The sequence below is a fragment of the Streptomyces sp. NPDC001502 genome (assembly GCF_042894785.1).
Lineage (GTDB): Bacteria > Actinomycetota > Actinomycetes > Streptomycetales > Streptomycetaceae > Streptomyces > Streptomyces kutzneri.
This window is the reverse complement of sequence record NZ_JBIAVW010000014.1, coordinates 153,663-172,364: the sequence shown is the minus strand read 5'-3', so window position 1 is coordinate 172,364 and position 18,702 is coordinate 153,663. Positions and strand designations below refer to the sequence as shown.

The 18,702-nt window shown below is 71.7% G+C and carries 20 protein-coding genes and 1 pseudogene; 11 read left to right on the top strand and 10 right to left on the bottom strand.

What is annotated here, in order from left to right:
* Nucleotides 1-37: 37 nt before the first annotated feature.
* A complete protein-coding gene (locus tag ACFY0D_RS24665; RefSeq protein ID WP_390800232.1) occupies nt 38-631 on the top strand; it encodes a hypothetical protein in 594 nt (197 codons plus the stop codon).
* A 16-nt stretch (nt 632-647) separates the two neighbouring features.
* Here the strand turns inward: ACFY0D_RS24665 and ACFY0D_RS24660 are convergent, their stop codons facing one another.
* The gene (locus tag ACFY0D_RS24660; RefSeq protein ID WP_390800231.1) at nt 648-983 is read right to left on the bottom strand and encodes a DUF4241 domain-containing protein; all 336 of its coding nucleotides are present in this window, start codon (nt 981-983) and stop codon (nt 648-650) included.
* 236 nt (nt 984-1,219) lie between these two features.
* Between ACFY0D_RS24660 and ACFY0D_RS24655 the strand changes: the two genes are divergently transcribed.
* The 3 genes from ACFY0D_RS24655 to ACFY0D_RS24645 all read left to right on the top strand — a co-directional run bounded on the left by ACFY0D_RS24655 (nt 1,220) and on the right by ACFY0D_RS24645 (nt 2,577).
* Nucleotides 1,220-1,462: a hypothetical protein gene (locus ACFY0D_RS24655; protein ID WP_351150019.1), complete on the top strand. Its 243-nt coding sequence runs from the start codon at nt 1,220-1,222 to the stop codon at nt 1,460-1,462.
* A gap of 114 nt (nt 1,463-1,576) precedes the next feature.
* The gene (locus tag ACFY0D_RS24650) at nt 1,577-1,993 is read left to right on the top strand and encodes a VOC family protein (RefSeq protein WP_390800230.1); all 417 of its coding nucleotides are present in this window, start codon (nt 1,577-1,579) and stop codon (nt 1,991-1,993) included.
* A 35-nt stretch (nt 1,994-2,028) separates the two neighbouring features.
* Entirely contained in the window at nt 2,029-2,577 is a 549-nt protein-coding gene (locus tag ACFY0D_RS24645; protein WP_390800229.1) for an SMI1/KNR4 family protein, read from the top strand.
* A gap of 6 nt (nt 2,578-2,583) precedes the next feature.
* Here ACFY0D_RS24645 and ACFY0D_RS24640 read toward each other — a convergent pair.
* Nucleotides 2,584-2,748 (bottom strand): annotated as a pseudogene (locus tag ACFY0D_RS24640) (alkene reductase); the annotation flags it as partial.
* Nucleotides 2,749-2,794: 46 nt separating this feature from the next.
* On the opposite strand from ACFY0D_RS24640, the gene ACFY0D_RS24635 reads away from it, so the two are divergent.
* On the top strand, nt 2,795-2,956 hold the full coding sequence (locus ACFY0D_RS24635; protein ID WP_390800228.1) for a hypothetical protein: 162 nt from the start codon (nt 2,795-2,797) through the stop codon (nt 2,954-2,956).
* 15 nt (nt 2,957-2,971) lie between these two features.
* Here ACFY0D_RS24635 and ACFY0D_RS24630 read toward each other — a convergent pair whose 3' ends face one another.
* Nucleotides 2,972-3,718, bottom strand: a complete 747-nt coding sequence (locus ACFY0D_RS24630; RefSeq protein ID WP_390800227.1) for a helix-turn-helix domain-containing protein — start codon at nt 3,716-3,718, stop codon at nt 2,972-2,974.
* A gap of 245 nt (nt 3,719-3,963) precedes the next feature.
* Here ACFY0D_RS24630 and ACFY0D_RS24625 point away from each other — a divergent pair, with 245 nt between their 5' ends.
* The 3 genes from ACFY0D_RS24625 to ACFY0D_RS24615 are packed head-to-tail and all read left to right on the top strand — an operon-like array spanning nt 3,964 to nt 6,419.
* Complete coding sequence (locus tag ACFY0D_RS24625; protein WP_390800226.1) at nt 3,964-4,635, top strand: DUF4097 family beta strand repeat-containing protein; 672 nt, start codon at nt 3,964-3,966, stop codon at nt 4,633-4,635.
* A 33-nt stretch (nt 4,636-4,668) separates the two neighbouring features.
* The gene (locus ACFY0D_RS24620; protein ID WP_390800225.1) at nt 4,669-5,631 is read left to right on the top strand and encodes an ATP-binding cassette domain-containing protein; all 963 of its coding nucleotides are present in this window, start codon (nt 4,669-4,671) and stop codon (nt 5,629-5,631) included.
* A complete protein-coding gene (locus tag ACFY0D_RS24615) occupies nt 5,628-6,419 on the top strand; it encodes an ABC transporter permease (protein WP_382548564.1) in 792 nt (263 codons plus the stop codon). The genes ACFY0D_RS24620 and ACFY0D_RS24615 overlap by 4 nt, the downstream gene beginning before the upstream one ends.
* Here ACFY0D_RS24615 and ACFY0D_RS24610 read toward each other — a convergent pair.
* From ACFY0D_RS24610 to ACFY0D_RS24595, 4 genes are all read right to left on the bottom strand, one after another.
* Complete coding sequence (locus ACFY0D_RS24610; protein ID WP_390800224.1) at nt 6,377-6,820, bottom strand: hypothetical protein; 444 nt, start codon at nt 6,818-6,820, stop codon at nt 6,377-6,379. The genes ACFY0D_RS24615 and ACFY0D_RS24610 overlap by 43 nt on opposite strands.
* Nucleotides 6,821-6,942: 122 nt before the next feature.
* Nucleotides 6,943-7,737, bottom strand: a complete 795-nt coding sequence (locus tag ACFY0D_RS24605) for a DUF4239 domain-containing protein (protein WP_390800223.1) — start codon at nt 7,735-7,737, stop codon at nt 6,943-6,945.
* 90 nt (nt 7,738-7,827) lie between these two features.
* Nucleotides 7,828-8,115 (bottom strand): hypothetical protein, encoded by a 288-nt coding sequence (locus tag ACFY0D_RS24600; protein WP_390800222.1) that lies wholly within the window; start codon nt 8,113-8,115, stop codon nt 7,828-7,830.
* A 184-nt stretch (nt 8,116-8,299) separates the two neighbouring features.
* A complete protein-coding gene (locus ACFY0D_RS24595) occupies nt 8,300-9,865 on the bottom strand; it encodes an APC family permease (RefSeq protein WP_390800221.1) in 1,566 nt (521 codons plus the stop codon).
* Nucleotides 9,866-10,200: 335 nt separating this feature from the next.
* On the opposite strand from ACFY0D_RS24595, the gene ACFY0D_RS24590 reads away from it, so the two are divergent.
* The 3 genes from ACFY0D_RS24590 to ACFY0D_RS24580 all read left to right on the top strand — a co-directional run bounded on the left by ACFY0D_RS24590 (nt 10,201) and on the right by ACFY0D_RS24580 (nt 13,956).
* Nucleotides 10,201-10,890 (top strand): hypothetical protein, encoded by a 690-nt coding sequence (locus tag ACFY0D_RS24590; RefSeq protein ID WP_390800220.1) that lies wholly within the window; start codon nt 10,201-10,203, stop codon nt 10,888-10,890.
* A gap of 75 nt (nt 10,891-10,965) precedes the next feature.
* Nucleotides 10,966-12,054, top strand: coding sequence for a DNA alkylation repair protein (locus tag ACFY0D_RS24585; protein ID WP_390800219.1), 1,089 nt, complete (start codon nt 10,966-10,968; stop codon nt 12,052-12,054).
* Nucleotides 12,055-12,108: 54 nt separating this feature from the next.
* A complete protein-coding gene (locus ACFY0D_RS24580) occupies nt 12,109-13,956 on the top strand; it encodes a hypothetical protein (protein WP_390800218.1) in 1,848 nt (615 codons plus the stop codon).
* A 77-nt stretch (nt 13,957-14,033) separates the two neighbouring features.
* On the opposite strand, the gene ACFY0D_RS24575 is transcribed toward ACFY0D_RS24580, so the two are convergent.
* The 3 genes from ACFY0D_RS24575 to ACFY0D_RS24565 form a co-directional block, all read right to left on the bottom strand.
* Nucleotides 14,034-15,497, bottom strand: a complete 1,464-nt coding sequence (locus tag ACFY0D_RS24575) for an aldehyde dehydrogenase family protein (RefSeq protein ID WP_390800217.1) — start codon at nt 15,495-15,497, stop codon at nt 14,034-14,036.
* Nucleotides 15,494-17,233: an amidohydrolase family protein gene (locus ACFY0D_RS24570; protein WP_390800216.1), complete on the bottom strand. Its 1,740-nt coding sequence runs from the start codon at nt 17,231-17,233 to the stop codon at nt 15,494-15,496. Before ACFY0D_RS24570 ends, ACFY0D_RS24575 begins: the two co-directional genes overlap by 4 nt.
* Nucleotides 17,234-17,513: 280 nt before the next feature.
* Complete coding sequence (locus ACFY0D_RS24565; protein ID WP_052872699.1) at nt 17,514-18,635, bottom strand: LLM class flavin-dependent oxidoreductase; 1,122 nt, start codon at nt 18,633-18,635, stop codon at nt 17,514-17,516.
* Nucleotides 18,636-18,702 lie beyond the last annotated feature (67 nt).

Genomic DNA, 18,702 nt, shown 5'->3' with positions numbered 1-18,702 from the left:
CTCGACGGCGCGCCGCCGCCCTGCCGATCATGACGCCATGACGAACCGAGGGGCGGACGGCGTGGACCGGGACATCGAGAACCATTGGACGGCTCTCCCGGCGGGCATCCGCACCCAGGTCGACGGATACGTCCTCCAGGACGGCCTCATGCAGGCGGTCAAGCTGGTGTGGGAGGCCGGCCGCGTCCAGGGCATCGGCCTGCGGGAGGCCCAGGAGATCGTCCACCTGCGCTACGTGCACTTCGGCGACCGGGTGGCCCGCACCCCCGACGATCCGATCGACCTGGACTCGCTCGCCACCCTCGCCCACGGCATCCCGGGCCGGGTGGTGGCGATCGAGGCGATCTGGGACGGGGACACCGTCCACGACTGGTTCGTGAACCTGCTGGCCATCCTGGACGAACCGGCCGGGCACAACGGGCAGCGCGGGCAGAGCGCGCAGAAGTGCCTCGCCACGATCTACTGGGGCGCGGCGGAACGCGCCCTGGACGGCGCCGACACCGGCGGCCTCCACCCCTCGGCGGCGGCCGCCACCCGCGCGGGCACCGCCCTGGCCGACCACCTCGGCGTGCCGTTCCACTTCGCCAGCCCCGGCACCCCGGACGACGAGGCGCCGCGCTGGCGCCCCTGAACGGCGGCCCGGCGGCTCAGGGCGCCGCGAGTGCGGGCATCCCGTCCACCAGCACCACGACGGCGACCACGTCCCCGTCGGCGGACCCGCCCACCCAGACGGGATGACCTCCGTCCGAGCCCAGCGCGAAGCCGTACGCCTCGCCCGCGCGCAGCAGCCGGGTGTCGTCGCCCGGCCTGAGGGCCATCTCCCAGGACACGGCGGGGGCCTCGCCAAGGCGCACCCGGACCGCCGTGGTCTCCGTACCTCGCGCCATCTCGGCCCGCGCCTCGTCGAGCGGGTGCTCCCCGGGCGGGACGGCGAGGGCGAAGTGCGGCCCATCGCCTTCCAACTCCTGGAAACCGATGAGCACGCGTGTCGTCCACGTCCGGGACTCCAAGGTGACGGCCGGCCCCGAGCCGGCCGTCGCGGCCGCGAGTTGGGGGGCTTCCTGGCCGGGGTCACGGCGGGCTCCTGACGCGGCACGCCCGAATGACAGAGGGTGACCGCCATTGGGGTGAAACACCGTTTCCCGTGAACTCTCCGTGATGTTGAGCCGGTCGCGTGCCGTCTGTCCGGCGCGTCGACCGAACTTCTTAGGAGAGTGTCATGCGTATTCGCTCTGCCCTGACGGCGTCTGTCCTGGCTGCCGGCATCCTGCTGGGCGGCGCCGGCGCGGCCCTGGCCAACGACGGTGTCGACATCGATTACTTCTCCGCCGGCCACAAGGCCTTCGCGTCCAACTGCTCCTCCTTCGCGGGCATCCCGGCGAAGATCGGCCCCCTGTACGCCGCCAACTGCGAGGCCGAGGGCGAGAAGGAGTGGGCCAAGGCTCACCACCTGGGCGCCTGACGCCCGGCACACGTCGGCCGGGGCCCGCCACACGGGGCCCTCGGCCGACGGGTCGGCCGTGCGGCAGGCGGCCGAACCACCCTTGCCCCGGCGGGGTTTCGTACGCTGACGGGCATGATCAATTCACATGCCCATGTCCGCGTCGCCCGGCCCTCCCTCGACCTGGCGGCCGCCGAGCGGTTCTACGTCGACGGGCTCGGGCTGCAAGTGCAGTGGCGGAGCGCCGAGAGCGTGGCCGGGGAACACGACCTGCTGATGGTCGGACCGGCCGGGGGCGGCTGGCACTTCGAGCTCACCCGTGACGCCTCGAACCCGATCCTGCCCGCGCCCACCGTCGACGACCTGTTCGTGGTCTATCTCGGCGAGGCCCCCGACGAGGCCCTCGTCCAGCGCCTGGTCGAGCACGGCGGGACCCGAGTCGCCGCCCACAACCCGTACTGGGACGAGTGGGGAGTGACCGTCGCCGACCCCGACGGCTACCGGCTGGTGCTCTGCTCCCGCACCTGGGGGCAGGCCGTCTCGCCCTCGTAGGCTGACCTGCGGATACGCCTGACGAAGGGGGACGCATGCACGGGCTGGACTCGGTGGCGGCACTTGCCGAGCTGATACCGGTGGCTCATGGGGTGGACGAGCGGATCGACTGGGCAGAGGTCGAGGCGGCCTGGGGGACCCGGTTCCCCTCGGACTACGTGCGCTTCATGGAGGTGTACGGGTCGGGGGTGATCAGCGACGGGATCAGCGTCCTGCTGCCTGCGCTGCGGGCCGAGGGGTGGCCGTACCGGGACGGTCCGGGCTTGCGGGACGAGACGGAGTGCGCCCGCGAGACCTGGGAGATGTGCCGCGACGACGCCGACTTCGACGTGGACCCCGAGTCCATCGTGGCCTGGGCCGTGACCTCGGGGGCGGACATCTACTGCTGGGTGACCACGGACGCCGACCCGGACCGATGGCCGGTGCTGGTCTGCGGACGGCACACCAACCCCGAGATGCAGTTGCACCCCCTCGGCATGGCGGCGTTCCTGAAGGGGCTGGTGTCGGACGCGACGTTTCGTCAGGACAAGATCAGCATCCTGCTGACGGGCGAGGCGACCTTCGTCAACTGGCGCAACCGATAGGTCGTTTCAGCCGAGGACCGGGTCGTCGGTGTAGCCCTCCGCGCCCTGTACGTGCATCGGGAATTCCGGGCGGATCTCGTTGAGCGGCGCGCCCGTGCGCAGCCGCTCGACGAAGTCGGGGTTGGCGAGGAAGCCCCGGCCCAGTGCCACGAGATCGGCGCCCTCGGACACCCGGCCGGCCCGCACAGCGCGAAGATCGCGCAGATCCTGCCCCTGCATGCGGGACGAGGACGGCGGCCCGCCGGTGCGCGCCACCCCGGCGCTGGTGGCCGAACCGGCCACGGAGCGGGAGCGGATCGACCGGATGACCGGCGATCTGCTCCGCTCCCGCGAGGTGCTGGACGAGGTGATCGAGGCGGCGGCGGGCCGCACGGCCTGATCGGCAGGACAGGCCCTAAGGGGTGTCTCCCGGGGGCGTTGCCGCGGGCGTGCCCGGCTTCGTGTGGAGGACCTCGCGCGCCTGTTCCGCGGCGCGGGTGATGCCTTCGGAGACGAAGTCCATGAAGCGGGCGATGTTCTCCAGGCGGTTGGCGGCCGGGGTGTCGGGGCCGAGGATGCTGACGCCCTGGCGTGCGGTTTCTATGATCTGGGCGTTGGCGCGGGCGCTGGCGATCGTCGCCTGGTACCAGACGTCGTCGTCGACGAAGTAGCGCTCGCGGCGGCGTTCGTCGCGTTCCCTGCGGACGAGGCCCTGGCCCTCCAGGAACGTGATCGCCTTGGAGATGGACGCCGGGCTGACCTGGAGGCGCTGGACGAGTTCGGACGCGGTGAGGCTGCCCGTGTCCGTGATGTAGAGGCAGGACATCACCCGGGCCATCATCTTGGGCGTGCCCGCCTGGATGAGGACGTCGGTGAACACGTCCTCGAACTCGCGCACCGCCTCGGGATCGCGTCCGTGGGCCTGCGGGATCGCCTCCGGTCCCCGGGGTGCGGCCTGGCTGCGCCGGTGGGCGCGGCGTTCGGTGGCGCGGTGGGCCAGGTCGGCCCGGTAGGCGTTGGGGCCGCCGTTGCGCATCACCTCGCGCGAGATCGTCGAGGTCGGGCGGTCGAGGCGCCTGGCGATCTCCGCGTAGGCGAGGTCGTCGGCCAGCCCCAGCGCGATCTGCTGGCGTTCCTGCTGATTGAGCCTGCCTCCCGGCATCGCGGTCTCCTTCGTGGTCCGTGGTGTCCCCCACTATAGCGTTCACTTCCATTTCATTGCAACGAGACCGATGCAGCGTGTTGCGTTAAGCGCGAAACCATTGCAATGAAATCTCAACTCTGACCTGCATAGATGTATTTTCAGCGCAACGAGTCTGTTGCCAGATCATCGAACGCAACGTAGCTTTTCGTTCATCAGAAACCGCGGGGCGCACGGAGCGCAGCCGCTGACGAAGGAGAAGCACGATGCAGAAGTTCGCCACCGCCGCCCCGATCGCCGCCGTCCTGGACGTCCCCGCCGCGCTCATCCGGTTCATCGCCGCCGACCGGGCCGACACCACCGTCGAGATCCTCCCCGCCGACGCCTCCAAGGGCCGCGACGTGAAGGCCGCCGGGCAGACCACCGCCGAGTACAAGGACGGCGTCCTGCGGATCACCGCCGCACCGGCGAAGAACCGGATCCTCGGCCACCCCGGATCCGTCGAGATCACCGTCCAGCTGCCGGCCGGCTCCCGCGTCGAGGCGAAGACCGCGGCCGCCGAGTTCCGCGGCGTCGGCCGCCTCGGCGACGTCACCTTCGAGGCCGCCCAGGGCACGGTCAAGCTCGACGAGACCGCGAGCGCCCACCTCACCCTGATGGCCGGCGACGTCGCCATCGGGCGCCTCGGCGGCCCCGCGCAGATCACCACCCAGAAGGGCGACCTGCAGATCGCCGAGGCCCAGCACGGCACCGTCGAACTGTCCACCCAGGCAGGCGACATCACCGTCGGCGCCGCCCGCGGGATCTCCGCCACCCTCGACGCCGGCACCGCCTACGGCCGGATCAGCAACGCCCTCACCAACACCGACGGCGCCGCCGCCGGCCTCACCATCCGCGCGACCACCTCCTACGGCGACATCACCGCCCGCAGCATCTGACCCGCAGTCACCGCATCCGAAGGAGCACTCCTCATGACCAACCTGGCCATCGCGGCGAACGGGCTGCGCAAGTCCTACGGCGACAAGGTCGTTCTCGACGGGATCGACCTGGCGGTCCCCGCCGGCACGGTCTTCTCCCTGCTCGGCCCGAACGGCGCCGGCAAGACCACCGCCGTCAAGATCCTCTCCACCCTCCTCGGCGCGGACCCGGGCACCGGAGCCATCCACATCAACGGCCACGACCTGGCCGCCGACCCGCAGGCCGTGCGCGCCTCGATCGGTGTCACCGGCCAGTTCTCCGCCGTCGACGGCCTGATCACCGGCGAGGAGAACATGCTCCTCATGGCGGACCTGCACCACCTCTCCCGCAGCGAGGGACGGCGGGTGGCCGGCGAACTGCTGGAGCGCTTCGACCTGGTCGAGGCCGCCAGGAAGCCCGCCGCCAGCTACTCCGGCGGGATGAAGCGCCGTCTCGACATCGCGATGACGCTGGTCGGCGACCCGCGGATCATCTTCCTCGACGAACCCACCACCGGCCTCGACCCGCGCAGCCGCCACAACATGTGGCAGATCATCCGCGAACTCGTCACGGGCGGCGTCACCGTCTTCCTCACCACCCAGTACCTGGAGGAGGCCGACCAGCTCGCCGACCGCATCGCCGTCCTCAACGACGGCAGGATCGCCGCCGAAGGCACCGCCGACGAGCTGAAGCGGCTGATCCCCGGCGGGCACGTCCGCCTCCGCTTCACCGACCCGGCCGCCTACCGGTCCGCGGCCCTCGCCCTGCACGAGGTCACCCGGGACGACGAGGCGCTGGCGCTGCAGATCCCCAGCGACGGCAGCCAGCGCGACCTGCGCTCGGTCCTCGACCGGCTGGAGGCCGCCGGCATCGAGGCGGACGAACTGACCGTGCACACCCCCGACCTCGACGACGTGTTCTTCGCCCTCACCGGCCCGGCCGCCATCCCCAACCAGTCCAAGGAGAACGTCCGATGAGCTCCCTCTCCCTCGCCGTGCGCGACTGCTCCACCATGCTGCGCCGCAACCTCCTGCACGCCCGGCGCTACCCGTCGCTGACGCTGAACCTGCTGCTCACCCCGGTGATGCTGCTGCTGCTCTTCGTCTACATCTTCGGCGACGTGATGAGCGCCGGCATGGGCGGCGGCGGCGCCGACCGCTCCGACTACATCGCGTACGTCGTCCCCGGCATCCTGCTGATGACCATCGGCAGCACCGTCATCGGGGCCGCGGTGTCCGTCTCCACCGACATGTCCGAGGGCATCATCGCCCGCTTCCGCACCATGGCGATCCACCGCGGCTCCGTGCTCGTCGGGCACGTCGTCGGCAGCGTCCTGCAGTCACTCGCCAGCGTGGTCCTCGTCGGCGCCGTCGCCGTCGCCATCGGCTTCCGGTCCACCGATGCCACGGCCCTGGAGTGGCTGGCCGCCTTCGGGCTGATCGCGCTCTTCGCCCTGGCGCTCACCTGGATCGCCGTCGGGATGGGCATGGCCAGCCCGAACGCCGAGGCCGCCAGCAACAGCGCGATGCCGCTGATCCTGCTGCCGCTCATCTCCAGCGCGTTCACCCCGGTCGAGGCGATGCCGGGCTGGTTCCAGCCGATCGCCCAGTACCAGCCGTTCACGCCGGCCATCGAGACCCTGCGCGGCCTGCTCCTCGGCACCGAGATCGGCTACAACGGCTGGCTCGCGGTCGCCTGGTCCCTCGGCCTGGCGGTGCTCGGCTACCGCTGGTCGGCGGCCTCCTTCAACCGCGACCCGAAGTAACCGGTATGAGCCCGCGGGCCTCCTCCCGCAGCATCGTCCCGCCCCTGGGCGGCGTACACCGACACGACGGTCGGCGTACGCCGCCCGTCGGCGTTCCGGGCCGCCGCTCGGGCGTCCGGTGGCGGGTCCGCGTGGCCCACGTGCGGGGAGTCCTTGGCCATGCCGACGCTCGTCCACAGGTGCTTGAACACCGACCACAGGCGGCGACCGGAGCCGCCGTCGTCGTGGGACGCCGGGGCGGTGGTGGAGTGCGGGGTACGCGGCGCCGCGGGGGCGTCGTGGGCCATGTGGACCAGGGCGGTGATCAAAGCTGCGAGGGCGGCCGCGGCCAGGAGGGCCACGACCACGGGCTGGACGAGACGCCGGATGCGGGTCCGGGTGCGGGTGGGGATGCCGGCCATGGGAATGCTCCTCGGGAGGCGGGGCGTGCGGGGCGCGGTGGTGAGCCCGTGCTTCCAGTCAGCCCGAGGGTGCGGATCGCGTCATGTCGCTGGAGTTCGGGACTTGACAGTCCGCGGACCGCTCAGCCGGCGGCCCAGAACCGGGCCAGAGCCGCCTCCTTGTAGGGCTCCGGGGTCACGCTCAGGTCCCCCGCGAAGGGACGGTCCAGTGCCACCACCAGGAGCAGGCTGAAGCCGATCAGCCCGGCCACGGCCGATACGAAGAGCAGCTGCATCTTCAGGCTGCGCAGCCCGAACAGGAAGGTGAGCGGGACGATCACGAACGCACCCCCGTACACCAGCACCTGGAGCAGGACCGGCAGCGAGGTCTCGGCCATCGTGATGCGGGCCCGGCGCTGGGCCGCGACGTCGTTGAGGCGGGTGACCGCTTCGGCGTAGAACGTCTCGGCGCGGGTGCCCTGCGGCTCGTAGGCCAGGAGCGCCTCGTAGAGGGCGTGCGTCTGCGCGCCGGTCGCCTCGTAGCTCGGCCGCCCGTCGCGCATCAGCGGCCACTGCACCTCGACGACGGCGCGCGTGTACGCGCCGACGGCCCGGTGCACCCGGTCGCGGTCGGCCGGCGGGAAGGCGTCGGCGCTGCGGACGACGAGGGCCAGGTCGGTGGCTTCGCTGGCGACGATGTTCTGGGTGTTCTCCAGCTGGGTCCACAGGGTGACGACGACGAAGGCGAGGATGATGCCGTAGATCGCGCCGAACATGCCGAGCGCGACCCCGACCATCTCGTTGTGTTCGCCCCGGGCCAGGTGCGGGAAGCGGCGGCGGGCGGCCACGCTCCCGGCCACGGCGAGGCCGGTGAGGCCGCCGACCAGGAGGACGGCGATGACGAAGGTGCTGAGGTGGTTGAGCAGCCAGAGGATCATGCCCTGCTCAACGAGCGCCGCCGCCCGGGAGCCCGGCCTCCTGGGCGCCGATGGGCCCGGCCCCGTGCTCCCGGGTCCAGGGGGCTGAGGTCACTTGACCTTCGGGGTGTCGGGGAGGCCGGCGGTCAGGGCCGCGCCGGCTCCCTTGAGGGAGGAGTCCGTGGCCTGCGTGGCGGATCCGGCCGCCTGGGCGGTCACGCCCACCGCGGTCTTGGTGTCCTGCACGGCGTGCCCGGGGTGGTCGACGATGTCGCCGACGCGCTGGGCGATCGGGGGCCCCTGGACGGCGGGCTCGTCGGCGTGCGCGGCGACGGAGCCGAGGGCGAGGGCCCCGCCGGAGACGGCCAGGACGGCAAGGGTGCGCTTCAAGGCGTTCATGCCCCGTCCAACGACCCCGCCGCACCCCGGGTCACCCTGCCGGGCCGATCGGCGCCCGCGGATGTCCGCGGATGTCCACGGATACCCGCCGACGCCCGCGAACGCCCGCGGCCCCGGATCGGGGGAATCGATCCGGGGCCGTGGGGCATGACTCGGCGGGTGGGGCGCTGGGGCGCTGGGACGGTCAGTCCTCGACCACCAGGGCCGGGGTGGACTTCGTCAGGACCTCGCCGCGGAAGAAGGCAGGGCTGCGGCGCTCGGTGACGAACATGATCACCAGGCCGAGGGCCAGCAGGCCGACGCCGATGACGAAGACGTTGCCGACGTCGAGGCCGGGGAGCGTGGAGCCGGAGCCGTAGGACGGGTCCCAGGCGTCGTAGAGGGTCTTGAAGAAGACCGCGGCCAGCAGGAGGCCGCCCAGGATCGGGAAGACGCCCTTGAAGAACAGGTCGCGGGAGGAGCGGCGCAGCTCGCCGCGGAAGTACCAGACGCAGGCGAAGGCCGTCAGCGAGTAGTAGAAGCAGATCATCAGGCCGAGCGCGAAGATCGTGTCGGTGAGGACGTTCTCGCTGACCAGGGTCATGACCGTGTAGAAGACGCCGGTCGCGACGCCCGCCATGACGGTGGCGCGGCCCGGGGTCTTGAAGCGCGGGTGGACCTTGGCGTAGGAGGGCGGCAGGGCCTCGTACGTCGACATGGCGAGGACCGTGCGGGCCACCGGGATGAAGGTGGTCTGCAGGGAGGCCGCGGCGGAGGCCAGGACGGCCACGAAGAGCAGGATGCCGAGGGCGGGGCCCATGACGGGGCCGGCGAGGGCGGCGAAGACGTTGCCCGAGGTCTCCTCGTTGGCGAGGCCGAGGCCCTCGCCGCCGGAGCCGACGGCCATCTGGGCGGCGACGCCGGTGGCCAGGTAGGAGCCGACCAGGACGATCATCGCGATCAGCGAGGCGCGGCCCGGGGTCTTCGTGGAGCCGGTGGTCTCCTCGTTGGTGGCCAGGCAGGCGTCCCAGCCCCAGTACATGAAGATCGAGAGCGAGAGTCCGGCGGTGAAGGCCGCCATGGACTCGACCGCGAAGGGGTTCATCCAGGACCAGGAGAAGTCCAGGCCGGTGTCGAAGGTGCCGGCGGAGGCCTTCTGGAAGGCCATGGCGACGAAGATGGCGAGCACGACGAGCTGGAGGCCGACCAGGGCGTACTGGACGCCCTTGGTGGCGGTCATGCCGCGGTAGCTGATGGCGGTCGCGACGGCGATCAGCGTGAGGCAGGTGACGATGTGGACGAGCTTGTTGTCGTCCAGGGCGGCGATCGACGGATTGTTCGTGATCTCGCCGGCCAGCAGCCAGAAGTACGAGGTGGCGACGCCCGCGAGGTTGGAGAGCACGATGATCGTGGCGATCACCAGGCCCCAGCCGCACATCCAGCCGATCCGCGGGCCGAAGGCCTTGACGGTCCAGGTGAAGGAGGTGCCGCAGTCCGGCATGGCCTTGTTGAGCTCGCGGTAGGCGAAGGCGACCAGGAGCATCGGGAGGAAGCCGGCGAGGAAGATCGCGGGCATCTGCATGCCGACCTCACCGGCGGTGGAGCCGAGGGTCGAGGTCAGGCAGTAGACCGGGGCGACGGTCGAGATGCCGATGACGGCGCTTCCGACCAGTCCGACGGACCCCTTGCCGAGGCCCTTGCCGCGAACGTCGCCCTCGGCGACGCCGCTTACCGTGTCTCCGGCCTGAGGCCGAACGTCCAGCTGAGTCATGAGTCAGGACGTTAGATGGTGCGTTTTCCACATCTGGACGATCGAAGTCCGGAACTCAACACCCCCGAACGCCTTCGAATCCTGAGACCGGGACCGTTAACGAGCACTTAATACAAGGTTCACTTTGACGTGCGCCCGTGCTTCGGCAGGCTCGACCGAGACTCTTTCGGCATGCGGAAACCGCAGCCATGTCCGTTTTGTGTATTTTCAAAGTTTCCGTCGTGACTTTGCGGTGACCAGTGGTAACAGGGGATCCGGGCGGGTTTGCCGTGGCCGTGATCACCGGCCTAGAGTCGCCGCCGTTCAAGGTCATTTACACGGGGGACGAACCACTCATGCGCACCGGCACATCACTCATGGCATCGGCCGCGGCCGTCGCCGCCCTGCTCACCCTCACCGCCTGCGGCGGGGGCGAGAGCGGCGCGGCACCGGTCATCGGGGTCGGCTCCGGCGCGGACGGCGGCACGGGCGCCGACACCGACGGCGGCCCCCACGAGGGCACCCTGGAGAACCCCACCAAGAACGGCGGGGTCAACGGGAACGCCCCCAAGGACGGGACCGCGTTCCAGAAGCTGCCCAAGGCGGGCACCATGGCCGCCGCCGCCCGCTTCATCAACGGCTACACCCCGTGCAACCCGGTCAGCCTCACCCCCGCCGACGGCAAACCGAGCGAGGGCCCCGACGCCGAGTTCGGCCCGGCCTTCTCCGTCACCGAGACCGGCTACTGCGGCCGGCGGGGCATCACCACCATCGTCCTGATCAAGGACCCCAAGGCCTTCCAGACGGCCTTCAAGGCCGAGACCGACGCGCAGAAGGGCGGCGGCAACCCCAACCAGGGCATCGTCGTCGGCCAGGACTTCGCCATGGGCTCCGAAAGCTCGGACGCCATGAGTGCCCTGCTGCAGCCGCAGGCCGGGCTGCTCATGCTCAACTGCCACCCCGGCTTCAAGGCGCCGAGCGGCTACCGCAAGGAGCCGGCCCTGGTGAAGGGCTGCGTCCTGACCGACTACTACAAGGACGAGTAGGAGCCGAGGCGCCCGCCGGCGACGACGTCCCGGGACCGGGCCCCGGACCGGGGCGTCATCGGCGAGACTTGCCCCATGCCCACGGCCGATGAGCTCCTCAGCGCGGACACCGTCACCACCCTCGCCCGACTGCTCGCCCGCGCGGGCGGCCGCCGGTCCTCGCCGGCCCTGCGCGCCCGCGCCGGCGCACTCGACGGGCTGACCTTCAGCGGCCGCGTCGCCGCCGTCCGCGACGCCGTGCTCGACGACCTCCCCGACACATGGCCCGCCTTCGAGGCCGTCGTACGCACCGCCCTCGCCGGGCCCGGCTTCGAGGGCTGGATGACCTTCCCCGTCAACGAGGCCGTCGCCGTCCGCGGGCTGGAGGCGTTCGAGCCCGGGCTGGACCTGCTGCACGACCTCACCTCCCGGCTCACCGCCGAGTCCGCCGTCCGGCCCTTCCTGCGCGCCGACCCGGACCGCGCCCTGGCCGTCGTACGGAAGTGGACGGCCGACCCGGACCCGCACGTACGCCGCCTCGCCAGCGAGGGCACCCGGCCCCGGCTGCCGTGGGCCCCGCAGCTGCCCGCCTTCGTCGCCGACCCGCGGCCGGCCCTGCCGGTGCTGGACGCCCTCTACCGCGACGGGTCCGAATACGTCCGCCGCTCCGTCTCCAACCACCTCAACGACATCAGCCGCGACCACCCCGCCCTCGCGGTCGAGACCGCGGGCCGCTGGCTGGCCGAGCCCGAGGCCACGACCGACCGCGTCGTACGCCACGGACTGCGCACCCTGGTCAAGGCCGGGCGGCCCGAGGCGCTGACCCTGCTCGGCCACTCCCCCGACGTGCCCGTCACCGTGAGCGGCCCGGTCGTCGCCGACCCGCGGATCGCCGTCGGCGAGTACCTCGTCTTCGACTGGACGGTCACCAACACCGGCCCGCTCCCGGCCCAGTTGGTCATCGACTACGTCGTGCACCACGCGAAGGCCAACGGCACCCGCACCCCGAAGGTGTTCAAACTCGTCACCCGCGCCCTGGCCCCCGGCGAAACCCTCGGCGGCACCAAGCGCCACTCCTTCAAGCCCATCACCACCCGCCGCTACCACTCCGGCGAACACCTGGTGCAGCTCCAGATCAACGGCCGGGTCCGCGGCGAGGCCCCTTTTTCGCTGGACGCGTCCTGACCCCGCCTGGCACCCTCTCGGCATGACCTACGGAATCGAGCCCCACCCCGCCCGATGAGCGTCCGCGACGAGCGCGAGCCGCTCGCCCCCCGGACGACGTCCCTGTACGACTACGCCCTCTTCCGGCACGGCATCGAGCCCGACGGCCGGATCCCGGCCGGGGGATACCCGCTGCCCGGCGGATTCCCTGCCGTGAGCCGGCGCGACCGGCTCGACCCGCCCGCCGCCGAGGCCGCGGTCACCGCGGCCATCGTCCCGCTCCTGGCCGACCCGATCAGCGTCCACGCCGCCGAAGCCGCCCAGACACGTCTGGCCGCACTCCCCGTCCTGCCGAAGCACATCCACAGGATCGTCCTCGGAATCGTCCCCGAGGGCCAGTACACCGCGCGGGCCCGCCGCCTGCCCCTGCGCCTGGCCCGCCTGCTGACCCGCAACGGAACGCACCCGTCGGCGGTCCACGCCGGACTGGCCCTGCTGTGCAACCTGGGCAACTCCGCAGACACGCCCACCGTCAGGACCCTCGGCATGCTGCGGGAGTTCTCCTCCGAGGCGGTGGCCGTCCTCGACCGGATCGACCGACGGGCGGCGGCCGAGCTGGAACTCCGCGTCACCGCCGAGGCACCCGGGCCCGACGCCTTCTGCGACGCCGTGACGGCCGGGGACCGCGAGGCGGTCCGCGCCGTCCTGACCGGCGGCCCCACTCCCACCGGCCGGCCCCGCCGGATCGCCGAAGCGGCCCGGCTGGACCAATTGCTCGACGAGTACCCGCAGGACCCAGCCCTGACCGTGGCGGCGTGCCGGCTGCTGCTCGCCATGGCCCACACGAACCAGTACCGGCCGGAGGTCCTCGACTACGCGCAGGCGCATCCCGTGTACGAGGCCGTGGTCGCCCGCGCCCACCGGCTCAGCCCGTCAACGGACTCGTACGCCCTGCTGCTCTCACTCGCCCAGGACCTGCGCAGCGGGGCCGGGGCCGTTCTGCAGTGGCCGCCGGGCCGGCGGGCCGGTCTGATCGACACCCTGGGCCGGCTGCTGGCCGAACCGCTCTGGGCGGCCGTCCCCGACGAGGCAGCGGCCGCCGCGGGCATCGGCCCCGGCAAGGACCCGAGCGGCCACCGGGCCGGCTGGATGCTCCGCGCCGGACGCCGGCCGTTCATCCCGCCCGCCGCACCGGGCACGTTCGAGATCGAGGTCGTCGTCTCCGATCCGGCCGTGCGCAACGTGGTGGAGACCCGGATCGTGCTCGGCGGCAGGCCGTTGGTTCCCGACCTGTTCGCCTCGGGCGGCTCCAACTCCCCCGAGTACCTGCTCGACGCCGGGCGGCTGCGCGCCGGTCCCGAACCCCGGGAGGTCCAGCTCGCCGAGGCCTACTGCACCGAAGGCTGCTGCGGGGCCCTCTACGTGACGATCCGCCGGGACGGCGACACAGTGGTGTGGGACGGCTGGCGGGGCGTCGAAGGAAAGCGGCAGCCGCCCCCGTACCGGTGCGACGCCGCCGCGTACGACGCGGAGGTCGAACGGGCCGAGAACGACCGGAGCTGGTCCTGGCCCGCCCGCGACACCGCCCGGCTCCTCGCCGACGGGCTTCGGGAACGCCCCGAACTGCTCACCGCGTGGGACTGCCGCGCGGGCTGGACCTTCACCGCATGGGACGATCCGCAGACCGTCGAGCTCTGCTTCACCTACGCGCCCGCCGCCGAACCCGGCGTACCGGCCAAGGGGGACCCGTGGCTGCAGTTCGCGTGGCGGATCCCGGACGACGGCACACCGCCGGAATCACAGGCCCGGGCCGCCCTCGAACGGCTCGCGGCACAGAACCCGCGCACCTGGGCACGGCTGTGCGGGGGCAGCAAGGAGTACGCCGAGGCCCTCGGCCACGACTGGCCGCCCGGGGGCCCGTAGCGGACCTGGCGCCGGGGCCCCGCTGCGGGGCCCCGGCGTGCGGGCCCCGCGAGCCCGGCCTGATCGGCAAGACACCCCTACGCCGTCCAGACGATCGACTGGATCTCGCTGTAGGCGTGCAGGGCGTACGAGCCCACGTCCCGGCCCACCCCGCTGCGCTTGAAGCCGCCGAACGGCGCCTCCATGTTGCGGCCGATGGTGTTGACCCCGACGCCGCCCGAGCGCAGCCGCCGTGCCACGCGGAACGCGCGCGCCGAATCCCCCGACCACACGTAACTCAGCAGCCCGAAGTCGCTGTCGTTGGCGAGCCGGATCGCCTCTTCCTCGTCGCCGTCGAAGGGGACCACCACGACCACCGGGCCGAAGATCTCCTCACGGACCACCCGCATGTCGTTCGTGCAGTCGACCAGCAGGGTCGGAGCCACGTAGAAGCCGCGGCCGTCCCCCACCACCGGGCGCTCGCCGCCGTACGCGATCCGGGCCCCCTCCTTCTTCCCCAGCTCGATGTACGACTCCACGCGGTCGCGGTGCACCGCCGAGATCACCGGGCCGACCACCGTGCCCGCCGCCGCCGGATCGCCGACCTTCATGAAGGCCAGGTAGCCGGTCAGCTTCTCGATCAGCCGGTCGTAGACGGACCGGTACGCGATCACCCGGGTCGGGGCCGTGCAGATCTGCCCCGAGTAGAAGGAGAAGGTCGTCCCGATGCCCATCACCGCCGCGTCCAGGTCCGCGTCCTCGAAGACGATCGCCGCGCCCTTGCCGCCGAGCTCCATCAGCTGCCGCTTCATGGACCGGCCGCAGACCTCCGCGATGCGCTGCCCGACGGCCGTGGAACCGGTGAAGGAGACCATGTCCACGTCCGGCGCGTCCACGGCGGCCTCGCCGACCTCCACCGCCTGGCCGCCCACGACGTTCACCACGCCCGCCGGCACCCCGGCCTCGTGCAGGGCGTCCGCCATCCTGAACACCGACAGCGGGTCCTGCGGCGCCGGCTTGACCACCACCGTGTTGCCCATGGCCAGGGCCGGGGCCACCTTGCCCGCCGGGTTCGCCCACGGGTTGTTGTAGGAGGTGATGCAGGTGACCACCCCGACCGGCTGGCGCACCTCCAGCGCGCCCAGGATGCTCGCCCGCCCCATCGGGCCGGCCTCGGTGACCTGCGGGGGCAGGCCCCGCTCGACCGGTTCGAGGGCCCCCTTCGCGTACCGCCGGAAGCGGGTGACGCCCACCCCGACCTGCATGCCGCGCGCGATGCCGGTCGGTGCGCCCGTCTCCTGCCGGGCCAGCACCGCCCACGGTTCGTACTCCCGCTGCATGATGTCCGCGGCCCGGTCCAGGATCGCCGCGCGCGCCTCGGGCGTCGTACGGGACCAGCTCCCGAAGGCCTCGGCCGCGGCGCGCGCCGCCTCCTCGACCTGTTGGCGCGAGGCCTCGGGCGCGAGCCCGACCACCGACTCGTCCGCCGGGTTGACCACCTCGTAGTGGCCGCCCGCGGGCTCCACCCACTCGCCGCCGATGTAGAGCTTCTGTGCGGTCAACGGGTGCTCACCGTCCTCGTGTCCCGGCCCGACCGGAGCACGATCCCGGGGATCGCCCCCGTCACCTCGTCGTCGCGGATGGTCTCCACGCCGTTGACCCGTACCGAGACGATGCCGATGGCCCGCGCGTCCAGCCGCGGGCTGTCCCCGGGCAGGTCGTGGACCAGGGTCGCGGGACCGGCCTCGATCCGCTCGGGGTCGAAGAGGACCAGGTCCGCGTGGAAGCCCTCGGCGAGGCGGCCGCGTTCGCGCAGCCCGAACAGCCGGGCCGGGTCGTCGGTGAGCATCCGTACCGCCTGCTCCAGCGGCACCAGCTTGCGGCCGCGCAGACAGTCGCCGAGGAAACGGGTCGTGTACGGGGCCCCGCACATCCGGTCCAGGTGCGCGCCGGCGTCGGAGCCGCCGAGCATGACGTCCTCGTGCTGCCAGGTCTCCTGGCGCAGGGCCCAGCTCGCCGGATCGTTGTCGGTGGGCATCGGCCAGAGCACCGTGCGCAGGTCGTCGTTGGCGCAGATCTCCACCAGGCACTGGAAGGGGTCCTGGCCGCGTTCGGCGGCGATGTCGTTCACGACCCGGCCGGAGAGGCCCTCGTTCTCCTTGCTGTACGTGTCCCCTATGACGTACCGCCCGAAGTGGGCGAGGCGCCGGAAGACTCCGGCCTCCTTGCTGTCGGCGCGGCGCAGCATCTCGGCGCGTACGCCGGCGTCGCGGAGCTTGGCGATCCGCTCGGGGACGGGCAGGCCGAGGATCTCGCCCCAGCCGGGGATGAGGTTGAGCGCGCAGAAGGTCCCCAGCGACATGTTCATGGGGGTGAGGATGGGCATCGTCAGCGCGACGATCCGGCCGCCGGCCTTGCGGGCGCGCTCGCTGGGGATCAGCTGGCGCGGGACCCGCTCGGGGACGGAGGCGTCGATGGTGAGGACGTTCCAGTTCAGGGGCCGGCCGGCGGCGGCGCTCATCTCCACGAACAGGTCGATCTCGTCGTCCGAGAACTGGTCGAGGCAGCCGGCGACGATCGCCTCCAGCTGGGTGCCCTCGTGTTCGGCGACCGCCTTCGACAGCGCGAGCAGCTCGGCGGGCCGGGCGTGGCGGGAGGCCACGGGGGCGCCGGACCCGTCGGAGTGGGTGGAGGACTGGGTGGTGGACAGGCCCCAGGCGCCGGCGTTCATGGCGTCGTGGAAGAGGTCGAGCATCTGCTGCATCTGCTCGGGGGTGGGCTGGCCGCCGACGGCGTCCTCACCCATCACGTGGCGGCGCAGGGCGCAGTGGCCGACCATGAACCCGGCGTTGACGGCGATCCGGCCCTCCAGGGCGTCGAGGTACTCGCCGAAGGTGGACCAGGTCCAGTCGACGCCCTCCTCCAGGGCCTTGAGGGCCATGCCCTCGACCTTGCTCATCATGCGGCGGGTGTAGTCGGCGTCCTCGGGGCGGGCGGGGTTGAGCGGGGCCAGGGTGAAGCCGCAGTTGCCGCCGGCGACGGTGGTGACGCCGTGGTTCATGGAGGGCGTGGCGTACGGGTCCCAGAAGAGCTGGGCGTCGTAGTGCGTGTGCGGGTCGACGAAGCCGGGGGTGAGGACGAGGCCGGTGGCGTCCTCGGTGGTGCGGGCCGCTTCGGTGACGGTGCCGGGTGCGGCTATCGCCGCGATCCGGCCGTCGCGTATCCCCACGTCTGCGACGCGGGCGGGGGCGCCGGTGCCGTCCACGACGGTCGCGCCCTTGATCAGGTGGTCGAGCATGACGTCCCTTCACGCTTGGAGCCTCGCCGGCGTTTGAGGCGCGGGGTCTGGGGCGGAGCCCCGGGAAACCCGGCTCCGCCGGGAGGTGCCCCCGGCTCACACGCCGGCGAGGCTGAAGGTGGCCGACGAGGCTGGATGTGGCCCCGGCCGGTGGCCGCCCGGCCGGGGCCGTGCGGGACGGCGGTCCGGGAAGACGCCGTCCCCGTACACGCGCCGGCCGGCCGGGGCACGTGGGGCTCCGCCCCACACCCCGCGCCTCAAACGCCGGCGGGGCTGAAAATCAGACGGCCTGGCGGAAGCGGGTCGTGCGGTGGACCGGGTCCGTGTCGATGTGGGGGATCACGTGTTCGCCGATCAGCTTGATCGTCGTCATCGTGTCCTCGGGCGAGACACCGGTCGGCAGGCCGAAGGACAGCTGGTCGGCGCCGGCCTGCTCCCAGCGCTTGCACTGGGCCCGGACCTCCGACGGGTCGCCGCAGATCAGCAGTTCTTCCGCGATCAGCAGCTCGATGATCTCCGCGTTGTACTCCGGCAGGGTCTCGGGCCACTGCGGGATCGCCTCGGGCCGCGGGAAGGTGTCGTGGTAGCGGAAGACCAGCGACTGGAAGCGGTTCATGTTGGCGTTGACGGCGATCTCGACGGCCTTGTCGTGCGTCTCGGCGCAGATCGCGGTCGAGGTGACCATGACGTTGTCGTTGACGAAGGCGCCGATGGCCTTCGCCTCCCGGATGGCCGTCTTGTACTGGTCGAGGACCCACTCCATGTCGGAGACCTTCTGCACGCTGAAGCCCAGCACGCCGAGGCCCTTCTTCGCCGCCATCGCGTACGAGGACGGGGAGCCGGCGGCGTACCACATGGCCGGGTGGGCCTTGCCGTACGGCTTGGGGAAGATCTTCCGCGGCGGGAGCGACCAGTGCTTGCCCTGGAACCCCTCGTACTCCTCCTGGAGGAACATCTTGGGGAATTCCGCGATGGTCTCCTCCCAGATCTCCTTGGTGCCGTTCATGTCCTCGATGCCCGGCAGGAAGCCGAGGATCTCGTGGCTGCCCGCGCCGCGGCCGGTGCCGAACTCGAAGCGGCCCTTGGAGAGGTGGTCGAGCATGGCGACCTTCTCGGCCACCTTGACCGGGTGGTTCACCGGGGCGAGCGGGTTGAAGATGCCGGAGCCGAGGTGGATGCGCTCGGTGGCGTGGGCGAGGTACCCGAGGAACACCTCGTTCGCCGACAGGTGCGAGTACTCCTCCAGGAAGTGGTGCTCGGAGGCCCAGGCGTACTTGAAGCCGGACTTGTCCGCCTGTATGACGTACTCGGTCTCCTCGATCAGCGCCTTGTGCTCTGCCTCGGGGTCGACCTTGGACCGCGCCTCAGGCACGTATCCCTGCACAAAGAGCCCGAATTCCAAGGGGGTTCACCGTCCTTTGGTTTCTGACGTTCCGTCAGATTTGATGTCTCGACTGTTCCACTGCCAG

Excerpts from the sequence above, each read along its gene's own strand:
- ACFY0D_RS24665 (WP_390800232.1), top strand. The coding sequence starts at position 38 with ATGACGAACCGAGGGGCGGACGGCGTGGACCGGGACATCGAGAACCAT.
- ACFY0D_RS24655 (WP_351150019.1), top strand. The coding sequence starts at position 1,220 with ATGCGTATTCGCTCTGCCCTGACGGCGTCTGTCCTGGCTGCCGGCATC.
- ACFY0D_RS24650 (WP_390800230.1), top strand. The coding sequence starts at position 1,577 with ATGATCAATTCACATGCCCATGTCCGCGTCGCCCGGCCCTCCCTCGAC.
- ACFY0D_RS24645 (WP_390800229.1), top strand. The coding sequence starts at position 2,029 with ATGCACGGGCTGGACTCGGTGGCGGCACTTGCCGAGCTGATACCGGTG.
- ACFY0D_RS24635 (WP_390800228.1), top strand. The coding sequence starts at position 2,795 with ATGCGGGACGAGGACGGCGGCCCGCCGGTGCGCGCCACCCCGGCGCTG.
- ACFY0D_RS24630 (WP_390800227.1), bottom strand. The coding sequence starts at position 3,718 with ATGCCGGGAGGCAGGCTCAATCAGCAGGAACGCCAGCAGATCGCGCTG.
- ACFY0D_RS24625 (WP_390800226.1), top strand. The coding sequence starts at position 3,964 with ATGCAGAAGTTCGCCACCGCCGCCCCGATCGCCGCCGTCCTGGACGTC.
- ACFY0D_RS24620 (WP_390800225.1), top strand. The coding sequence starts at position 4,669 with ATGACCAACCTGGCCATCGCGGCGAACGGGCTGCGCAAGTCCTACGGC.
- ACFY0D_RS24615 (WP_382548564.1), top strand. The coding sequence starts at position 5,628 with ATGAGCTCCCTCTCCCTCGCCGTGCGCGACTGCTCCACCATGCTGCGC.
- ACFY0D_RS24610 (WP_390800224.1), bottom strand. The coding sequence starts at position 6,820 with ATGGCCGGCATCCCCACCCGCACCCGGACCCGCATCCGGCGTCTCGTC.
- ACFY0D_RS24605 (WP_390800223.1), bottom strand. The coding sequence starts at position 7,737 with ATGATCCTCTGGCTGCTCAACCACCTCAGCACCTTCGTCATCGCCGTC.
- ACFY0D_RS24600 (WP_390800222.1), bottom strand. The coding sequence starts at position 8,115 with ATGAACGCCTTGAAGCGCACCCTTGCCGTCCTGGCCGTCTCCGGCGGG.
- ACFY0D_RS24595 (WP_390800221.1), bottom strand. The coding sequence starts at position 9,865 with ATGACTCAGCTGGACGTTCGGCCTCAGGCCGGAGACACGGTAAGCGGC.
- ACFY0D_RS24590 (WP_390800220.1), top strand. The coding sequence starts at position 10,201 with ATGCGCACCGGCACATCACTCATGGCATCGGCCGCGGCCGTCGCCGCC.
- ACFY0D_RS24585 (WP_390800219.1), top strand. The coding sequence starts at position 10,966 with ATGCCCACGGCCGATGAGCTCCTCAGCGCGGACACCGTCACCACCCTC.
- ACFY0D_RS24580 (WP_390800218.1), top strand. The coding sequence starts at position 12,109 with ATGAGCGTCCGCGACGAGCGCGAGCCGCTCGCCCCCCGGACGACGTCC.
- ACFY0D_RS24570 (WP_390800216.1), bottom strand. The coding sequence starts at position 17,233 with ATGCTCGACCACCTGATCAAGGGCGCGACCGTCGTGGACGGCACCGGC.